Source organism: Candidatus Neomarinimicrobiota bacterium (assembly GCA_022573815.1).
Lineage (GTDB): Bacteria > Fidelibacterota > SORT01 > SORT01 > SORT01 > JACZTG01.
In genome coordinates, this window is record JACZTG010000008.1 from 86,078 (window position 1) to 94,605 (window position 8,528).

An 8,528-nucleotide genomic window follows, 5' to 3' on the forward strand; every position below is an offset into this window, starting at 1 on the left:
ACAATAAAATGTGTTTTTAATCACCTTTTATTCACTTTTATTGCCGAATTACACCTTGATAATCTTCACAAAGGTAAAAGTTACTTGCCACATTGGACGAAATTGTGTTAATATCTGTCCGAAATTAAAAAACCAATATCTTGAAAAAAAATATCCTGACATACAGACAAATATTGATTTTCGCCGCGGTATCGATATTAACTTTTCCTAATTTCGCGCAGGCGTATTTAGACCCCGGCTCGGGCAGTTATATTATTCAGCTGTTGTTTGGTGCACTTTTCGGAGCATCTTATTTGGTTAAAGTATACTGGGAAAAGATAAAATCTTTTTTCAGCAAATCGCCCACCGAAAATCCTTCCTCAGATAACAAAGATGACTAAAAAGACTCATCCGGGTTCTTTTCGCGACCCAAGCGGTTTTATTTTTTTTGAAGACGGTCATCTATTTAGGCAGATAAACCACAGCTACAAATCTGACTATGATCTGCTAATGAGTTCCGGTCTGTATGAGACATTAACCAAAGAGGAATTGCTCATTCCGCACGAAGAAATAAGCTTCGAATCTTCCAAAAACAGCGATGCTTACAAAATCATAAAACCTGAGTTTATTCCATTCATTTCATACTCTTATGAATGGTCTTTCAGCCAGTTGAAAGACGCCGCATTGTTAACGCTCGCTGTTCAGAAGAAAGCATTAAAAGTAGGAATATCGCTGAAAGATGCCAGTGCCTATAATGTTCAATTCCTGAACGGTAAACCTCTGATTATCGATACGCTGTCATTTGCGCAGCATATAGATGGAGAGCCGTGGATAGCATATAAACAGTTTTGTCAGCACTTTCTTGCGCCTCTTGCGCTGATGTCTTTCCGGGATATTCGTTTGAGTTCTTTGCTGAAAACATATATTGACGGAATCCCATTAGATCTCGCAGCAACTCTTCTTCCTTTTCGGTCTTATCTGAAATATTCGATTCTCTCGCACATACATCTGCATTCAAAAAGTCAAAGCCATTTTGCGGATAAGGCAATTAAAAAAGAAAATCCTTCTTTTAGCCTGAACGCTATGCGCGGACTGATTGACAGCCTTGAATCAGCAATTCGGAAGCTTAAGTGGAAACCGGTCGGAACCGAGTGGCATAACTATTATTCAGATACAAACTATTCCGAATCGGGACATATTCACAAAAAAGAATTGGTTTCCGAATACATCAAGATTTCGAAACCGAAAAAGTTATGGGACTTAGGAGCAAATGACGGGATATTCAGCCGATTGGCAAGTGACGAAGCTATTTTTACTCTTTCCTTCGACAGCGATCCCGCCGCCGTGGAGAATAATTACCTGAATGCCCGGAATCAGTCCGAGACAAACATTCTTCCGTTGTTGATAGACCTTACAAACCCAAGCCCTGCCGTCGGCTGGGAGAATGATGAACGGAGTTCCCTTCTCGAACGGGGTCCCGCTGATACCGCTATGGCGCTTGCTTTAATTCATCATCTTGCGATTTCGAATAATCTTCCGCTTTGGAAAACTGCTGAACTGTTTTCAAGGATTTGCAATTATCTCATCATCGAATTCGTCCCTAAAACTGACTCGCAGGTTCAGAGACTTCTATCGTCAAGAGAAGACATTTTCCCCGATTATAATCAAACCGAATTTGAACGAGTTTACGCCGATTTTTTCACTATTATAAACTCTGATAGGATTGTCGATTCTGAGAGAACAATTTACCTAATGAAAAATAACAGCCGAAAAAATGGTGGATAAATCCGCTAAAGCCTTTATCCATCCCTTTCTCTTCGGAATCTATCCGGTATTGTTTCTTTACTCACACAATATTTATGATACTTATTTATCGCAGCTGTCTGCGCCACTGATTTTTATATTAACGATTACCATTTTCCTGATTATTGCATTGCGATTCATAACTAAAAACAACGCTAAAACGGGTATTATTCTGAGCTTTTTTTATCTGCTATTTTTCTCGTACAGGTCTATCTTTAATTTGATAAGGGAATTGGACGACGGAACAAATGTGGACATTATTATTTTTTTTGTGGAGATTATTCTTCTTGGAGCCGGAATCTTTTTTATCGTTAGATCTAAAAGCAATTTTCGCATTCTTACGGGTTTTTTGAACGTATTTTCTATAACTCTAATATCTTTTTCCCTGTTCAATATCGCCATTTTTGCTATTACTCACTCAAATGACAATGAAAACTCTATGGTAAACAATCAAATAGAAATTCAAGACAGCCTCAATCCTGAGATGTTGCCTAATATTTATCATCTGATTCTTGATGCGTACGGAAGAGAAGATGTTTTGAAAGAGCTTTATAACTATGATAACAGTGATTTCACCAACTATTTGGAGAGTAAAGGATTTTATGTTGCCCAAAAGAGTGTCACTAACTATTCTCAGACCTATCTGTCTTTAGGCTCTATGTTTAATTTAAACTATCTTGAGGAAGTACTCCCGTGGATCACCTCAGAATCAAGGGATAAACATTGGTGGAAATATCCGATCAGAGATTTTCGTTTTTTTAAAATCATAAAAAAATTCGGCTACAATATATTTGCCTTTTCCTCAGGCTACATCCACACAGAATTATTAAATGCCGATGTATATAATAATCAAGTATATATGACGGAATTTGATAACTTACTTTTTAATACCACACTTCTTGTACCATTAGTGTCGAGAGGCTACAAATTTTATGACCAGTATTCATTTCACCGAAAAAGAATTCTTGGTACTTTTGAAAATCTAAAGGATATACCGAAATTTAGCTCGCCGACTTATATCTTTGCTCATATAATGTCTCCCCATCCTCCGTTTGTCTTTGATGAGCATGGTAATCCCCGAGATGCTCCCTGGGAATTCACAACTGACGATGGATCTGAATACTTTCAATATCCGGGTACGAGCAGAGAAAAATATCATGAAGAATATGGAAACCAACTAACCTATCTAAACAGTGAATTAAAAGAGATTATCAACAGTATACTTGCTAATCCTGAGAGACCTACTATTATTATTATTCAGGGTGACCATGGACCCCGTTCGTTCCTTGATTGGGAAAATATTGAAAAATCCAATTTTAAAGAGACACTTTCAATATTGAATGCTTACTACTTCCACGACGGGAATTACGAACAGCTTTATGAGAATATCTCTCCTGTCAATTCATTTCGAGTCATATTTAAGCAATATTTCGATTTGGATTATGAATTGCTTGATGACAGAAGCTATATGTCCACTTGGAATACTCCGTATGATTTTATTGAGTATAACCAAAACGATACGAATACTTCTTTATTTTAGTAGCGCCATCTTTTTCGTTTGTGTAAAATCGTTAGCCTGTAATCGGTAAAAATACACTCCTGACGCTACATTCGATGCGTCCCAAACAATTGTATGGACCCCGGCAGATAGCTCATTGTTTACGAGACGTTCTATCTCCCGTCCTCGCAAATCGAAAATCGTCAGTACCACCTTGCCGGGCACAGGCAATGAATATTTTAAAGTCGTCACCGGGTTAAACGGATTGGGAAAGTTCGAGTGTAAAACATATCCTGTCGGTAAATTGTCATCAAATTTTTGTACAGCTGTTATAGTTCCCGTAAAATATTTCTTAGCGAGTTGGACGGCTTCAATACCTATTGTTTCTCCTATCAGGCGACCAGGTATATCATCCGCCGGCGGGTGAATTCCTCCGAAAATCCGTGAGAGGCTACACTGGTCGGACGCGTCCCTGTATGTTGCCCACTGAAGTGTGAAATAGATTTCGCGCGTGTACAGTGGGTCGTGCAAAATCTTCTCTAATTGCCTCTAACAGCACATCATTCCACTCTCGAGCTACTGATTTTTGAGAATATATCGTGACCGGAAAATTCAGGACAATTATCGCAAGAAAAAGTGAGACGAATTTCTTATTCATAGTTTACCCCCATGGCGATACTCCATAATCGGAATTAATTTATCAATGTTTCAAGGTAATGTCTATCAGAAACAGGGGCAATAAAAATGCCTTAATGAGTAATTTCCTTTTATTCTTTGTCATTCATAGCGGTTTTTCCACTTGAGTTAATCTTGGAATACAATAAGTCCTAAACCCTAATCCGCACTTCCCATAATTTTTTATAATAACTTCGGCATTCCTCTAAAAGTGAATCAAATTCCGAAGGAAGTTTTTCAGGATTAGGCTGATATTTCCCGAAGCCTGTCGTCTCCTTAACCGAATCGTACCAATGCTCTGCCCAAATTCCATCCGTTTCACGTAAGCCCGGTTTCCATTCTAACATCTCTTCGGTGAATTCTATACCGATGTTTTCGCAGAGAAGCGTCAGAATTTCGTTAGGATTTTCAAGCACATCACGTGAATCTATAACCGCAGGACTGTTTCCTGTGGCTACTTTCAAAAAATCAAATAGCTCCGATTGCTGCCTATAACCCAAACCCTCAAGACTCACCGTCTCGCGTTTTTTGTTGTATGAAAGGAGTACTTCTTTTGGTTCCCGAATCAAAAAGCAGTTTTGAAAGCTCCTTATCCATTCTCTGTCAATATGCGGCAACAGATGATGAGACATATGCTTTTGATACCAGATTTTTTTATCGTTCGGAACAGGTCCGCCAAGCCAATCTATTACCTTATGCCAATCGGATTCGTAAGTCGCGATAATCTCATCCCTCATAGGATGATCTATTCCGGTTTCGTATAGATAGTGGCTATATAGAGGCTCGTCGGTTACGAATGAATCTCCCCGAGCCTCAAACGAGCGCATCAATGCCGTTGATATATTTCGCGGTCCTGACCACATCGCAATTCTAACAGGACTATCCATTCTTATTCAGGACATTCTTTTTTAATCAAGTCGGCATACAGTTTTTGCAAGCGTTCCGTCATAGTTCCCCGCTTACCGTCACCGAATATTCTTCCGTCCACTTCGCTAACGGGAATGACTCCTCCAAAAGTACCTGTCACGAATGATTCAGCCGCAGAATAAACATCAGATAACGAAAAATCTTTCTCGTAAACAGAAATTTCGTTTTCCCGGCAGAGACTGATAATATTTCCTCGTGTAATACCGTTAAGACAATACATACCTGTTGATGTCCAGACTTCACCGTCTCTGACAATGAAAAAATTGGTGGAATTACATGTCGAGACATTTCCGTCCATGTCCAGCATCAAAGCCTCATCATAGCCCGCTTTATCCGCCTCGATACACGCCGCGATGCAATTATGTTTTGACAGCGTATTGAGCTTCGGATCTTGAATATCGGGATGGGATCTACGAACCTTTACAGTGAAAAGTCGCAGAGTATTAGTAAGTATATCTTTATTTGGCGTCTTATATTCCGGGATTATTACGATAGTCGGACCGCCTACATTGGCAGAAGGATGTTGGTATGGTGTTCGTTTAAGACCTCTGGAAACAATCAATCGGATATGCACACCGGATTCCATTGAATTTGCTTCAACAGCGCTCATTACCGCTGCTTCCATTTCTTTTTTCGTCATACCGATATTTATATCTAACGCTTTAGCGCCTTCATAAAGCCGATCTAAATGCGCATCTCCAAATGCCAACTTCCCGTTGTGGAGTCTGATACCCTCCCAAACACCGTCTCCAAGCAGAAATCCGCTGTCGAAAACAGATATTTTTGCTTCCTCTCGTAGAGTCAGCTCGCCGTTAATATAGATAAGTATATTTTTATTCCGCTCATCTTCTATGTAATCATGAGTACTCAAAAGTCATACTCCTCCTTATTAAACGGGAACTCAGATGCCAAATATATATCATTAAAAGTCAATTTGTAATCTAATATACTGTTATATATGCGCTATTAGGTAATATTATATAGTATGATAACCCCTGAGTCTGATTATTCATAAAGGCTGCTGTTATTTAATAGTTCTATTTCTGCTGGAAACAGTAGCTCTTTCTCCCTGTTATGCTCAAACCAAAACCTGGGAATTATCTCGAGAAAATTCCCGCATTGAGTTTTCAATCAAATACCTGATGTTCGGGAAGATAAAGGGGGAATTTCGCGAATTTGACGCAACTTTTATGAGTGAGAAACCTGATTTCAGCGAAGCTGATATAGAGATTAAAATTTACACAAACAGTATTGAAACGGGCAACGAGAAGAGAGACAGTGATCTGAAGTCGGAAAATCTCTTTTTCGTTAATAAGTATCCTGAAATGAATTTTCATGGCAAGCAAATTGAATTAGTAAAAGATAATATTTATAAAATTAGCGGTGATTTGCGGATAAAAGATATAACCCGTACAGTGATATTGGATGCGATACGTTTGGGAGGGGATACCGCCAAAGATAATCAAACAATCACTGAATGGCAAATCAGCGCAATTATTAAACGCTCGGATTACAATCTAAAATTAAGTAGGCTGAAGGAAGTACTCGCAGGCGATAAAGTTAGAATAGATATAAAAGTTGAATTCTTATTACAGAGGAGTGATGAATCGTTTTAGGAAGTGCCACTTCTCTCTGTAATAGACCATTAATTTTTACGCGACTTTTCATATCGTTGAACGAAGGAACCTACCTAAGCACGGGCAATTGTCTCACCAAATAAATTAAACCGTTAAATTTTTTTGATATTGTGCGATAAGATGATTATGCAGTACGGAAAACAATCAAACAATAAATTTGCGGAAAGGAAGATCCATGACTAACGAACAGATAAGGTTAGTACAGGATAGTTTCGATAAAATTCGGCCGATATCAGAGGTGGCAGCAGACCTTTTCTATAAAAGGCTCTTTGAACTCGACCCAACCTTAAGGCCTATGTTCAAAGGTAATATCAAAGAACAGGGTAAAAAGCTAATGAGCACGCTATCCTTCGCGGTGAACGGACTGAATAATTTAGACAGTATCGTCGGGGCAGTTGAAGAGCTCGGTAGAAAACATGTCGGTTACGGGGTGAAACCTGAGCACTACAATACAGTAGGTGAAGCGCTTTTATGGACGCTCGAAAAAGGATTAGGTGACGCATTTACTCCTGATGTAAAGTTCGCGTGGACTGAAGTATATGGTTTACTTGCGGGAGTTATGCAAAACGCCACCAAGGAAGTCGCGTAGCTACTGAATAGATTTATTTAAGGTTATTCAATAAGGTTTGGATTCCAATATCAAGAATCCAAACCTTATTTTATTTTACAATACCGAAAAGAATCTCTGAATTATCGCTGACAATTCAGTCTTATTTTAGGAGTACCATCTTCTTCGTTCGGACGAAATTGCCTGCCCGCAAGACTGATGTCGGGTTGGCTTGGAGGCGGTAGAAATAAATACCCGACGCCAAGTCAGAGGCATCCCATTTCACCGAGTGTTTACCTGCCCCTTTTTCTTCATCTACCAATCGTGCTACCTCTTGACCATTTAGATTGAAGATAATAAGAGAAATATCAGACCGAGTTTCCAAAGAGTATTCAATAGTGGTTATGGGATTGAATGGATTGGGAAAGTTCTGTTTTAACTCATACGATCTAATAACAGAGGTACCTCCCGGAGATATACCAATTATTGGGGATGACGGTTCTATATTCCGGACACCCCATTCTGAAATCTCATTATTTAATAATGCATCAGTGTTTTCGAACCTTATGACATTAACGGAATCAACAAGATTCATAGGAATTATTAATGATTTGACTGTTCCCCAACTGTTTTCATCTGTTGTATTGAGATATGAGAGAAAAATACCGTTAACGAACACTGATACTGCATTGCTCTTTCGAATATTGTAGGCTTCAAAACTGATTGTTTCACCAGCAGTGAAAGGCACATTGTCCGATCTGAAGCTATATCCGATTTCATTTATATAAGCGCTGTCCGATTCACTGAAATATCCATATTCAATCGTTGATGGGAGTTCCACCAATTCAGTTGACACCGGCTTGTTCACCCAAACCGGACTCGACCAGGCAAAACGATCATTCCAATTTCCGAAAGAGATTACCCTCAAATAGTAAAATGAACTCCGCACATACGAAGAATCCCGGTAGGAAAAGTTCATTGATGAACTGCCTCCCTCGAAATCAAGAGGAATTATATGATAAATCAGACCATCAAATTTTATAATCTCGACTCCTTTGATTGGAGTATGGGAGAGCACACTTCCACTGATTAACGGGATAGAATCGGATTGAATCTCTGAACCCATCCATTCCCCGTTCACCTTAAACTTAACTATCGTTCTATGATCTGTAGTTGCGAATACTCTACGGTCCTCAAGCGCAGCAAACAGTGATTCCCTGGTAAGGGTATCTGCGTAAATACCGGTTAAGCCCGTGCCTCTGGAGGTCGAGTCAAGGGCAGTTGCAGCCCACATCCATCCGTTTCCCGGATAGCCATAATGACCGTCGCTGGAGGCTAAAATGCCCATTTTATGGCCCATTGCGAGTGCGTCTCGGACATAGTGCCCGGCTGCCCTTCCTGCTGCAGTTAAGTCATCAAGTGGATTTAAGAGAAATTCATTTGCTGCGTGCTGGGAATATAT

8 protein-coding genes are annotated in these 8,528 nt (G+C 39.5%); 4 read left to right on the plus strand and 4 right to left on the minus strand.

Annotated elements, in window-relative coordinates; all coding sequences use genetic code 11:
- Nucleotides 1–372: 372 nt before the first annotated feature.
- Both IIB39_05230 and IIB39_05235 read left to right on the plus strand, forming a co-directional pair.
- A complete protein-coding gene (locus IIB39_05230; protein MCH8928103.1) occupies nt 373–1,764 on the plus strand; it encodes an SAM-dependent methyltransferase in 1,392 nt (463 codons plus the stop codon).
- Nucleotides 1,754–3,322 carry a sulfatase-like hydrolase/transferase gene (locus tag IIB39_05235; GenBank protein MCH8928104.1) on the plus strand — a complete coding sequence of 523 codons (1,569 nt, stop codon included), beginning with the start codon at nt 1,754–1,756 and terminating at the stop codon, nt 3,320–3,322. The genes IIB39_05230 and IIB39_05235 overlap by 11 nt, the downstream gene beginning before the upstream one ends.
- Here IIB39_05235 and IIB39_05240 read toward each other — a convergent pair.
- The 3 genes from IIB39_05240 to IIB39_05250 all read right to left on the minus strand — a co-directional run bounded on the left by IIB39_05240 (nt 3,314) and on the right by IIB39_05250 (nt 5,753).
- A complete protein-coding gene (locus tag IIB39_05240) occupies nt 3,314–3,811 on the minus strand; it encodes a T9SS type A sorting domain-containing protein (GenBank protein MCH8928105.1) in 498 nt (165 codons plus the stop codon). The two genes, IIB39_05235 and IIB39_05240, sit on opposite strands and share 9 nt — an antisense overlap.
- Nucleotides 3,812–4,107: 296 nt before the next feature.
- Nucleotides 4,108–4,842, minus strand: a complete 735-nt coding sequence (locus IIB39_05245) for an HAD family hydrolase (protein MCH8928106.1) — start codon at nt 4,840–4,842, stop codon at nt 4,108–4,110.
- A 2-nt stretch (nt 4,843–4,844) separates the two neighbouring features.
- Nucleotides 4,845–5,753, minus strand: coding sequence for an aminotransferase class IV (locus tag IIB39_05250; protein MCH8928107.1), 909 nt, complete (start codon nt 5,751–5,753; stop codon nt 4,845–4,847).
- 124 nt (nt 5,754–5,877) lie between these two features.
- On the opposite strand from IIB39_05250, the gene IIB39_05255 reads away from it, so the two are divergent.
- Both IIB39_05255 and IIB39_05260 read left to right on the plus strand, forming a co-directional pair.
- Nucleotides 5,878–6,498: a YceI family protein gene (locus IIB39_05255; GenBank protein ID MCH8928108.1), complete on the plus strand. Its 621-nt coding sequence runs from the start codon at nt 5,878–5,880 to the stop codon at nt 6,496–6,498.
- A 196-nt stretch (nt 6,499–6,694) separates the two neighbouring features.
- Nucleotides 6,695–7,108 carry a hemin receptor gene (locus IIB39_05260; protein ID MCH8928109.1) on the plus strand — a complete coding sequence of 138 codons (414 nt, stop codon included), beginning with the start codon at nt 6,695–6,697 and terminating at the stop codon, nt 7,106–7,108.
- A 121-nt stretch (nt 7,109–7,229) separates the two neighbouring features.
- Here IIB39_05260 and IIB39_05265 read toward each other — a convergent pair.
- Nucleotides 7,230–8,528 (minus strand): T9SS type A sorting domain-containing protein (locus tag IIB39_05265; protein MCH8928110.1); only part of this gene is annotated, 1,299 nt, incomplete at its 5' end.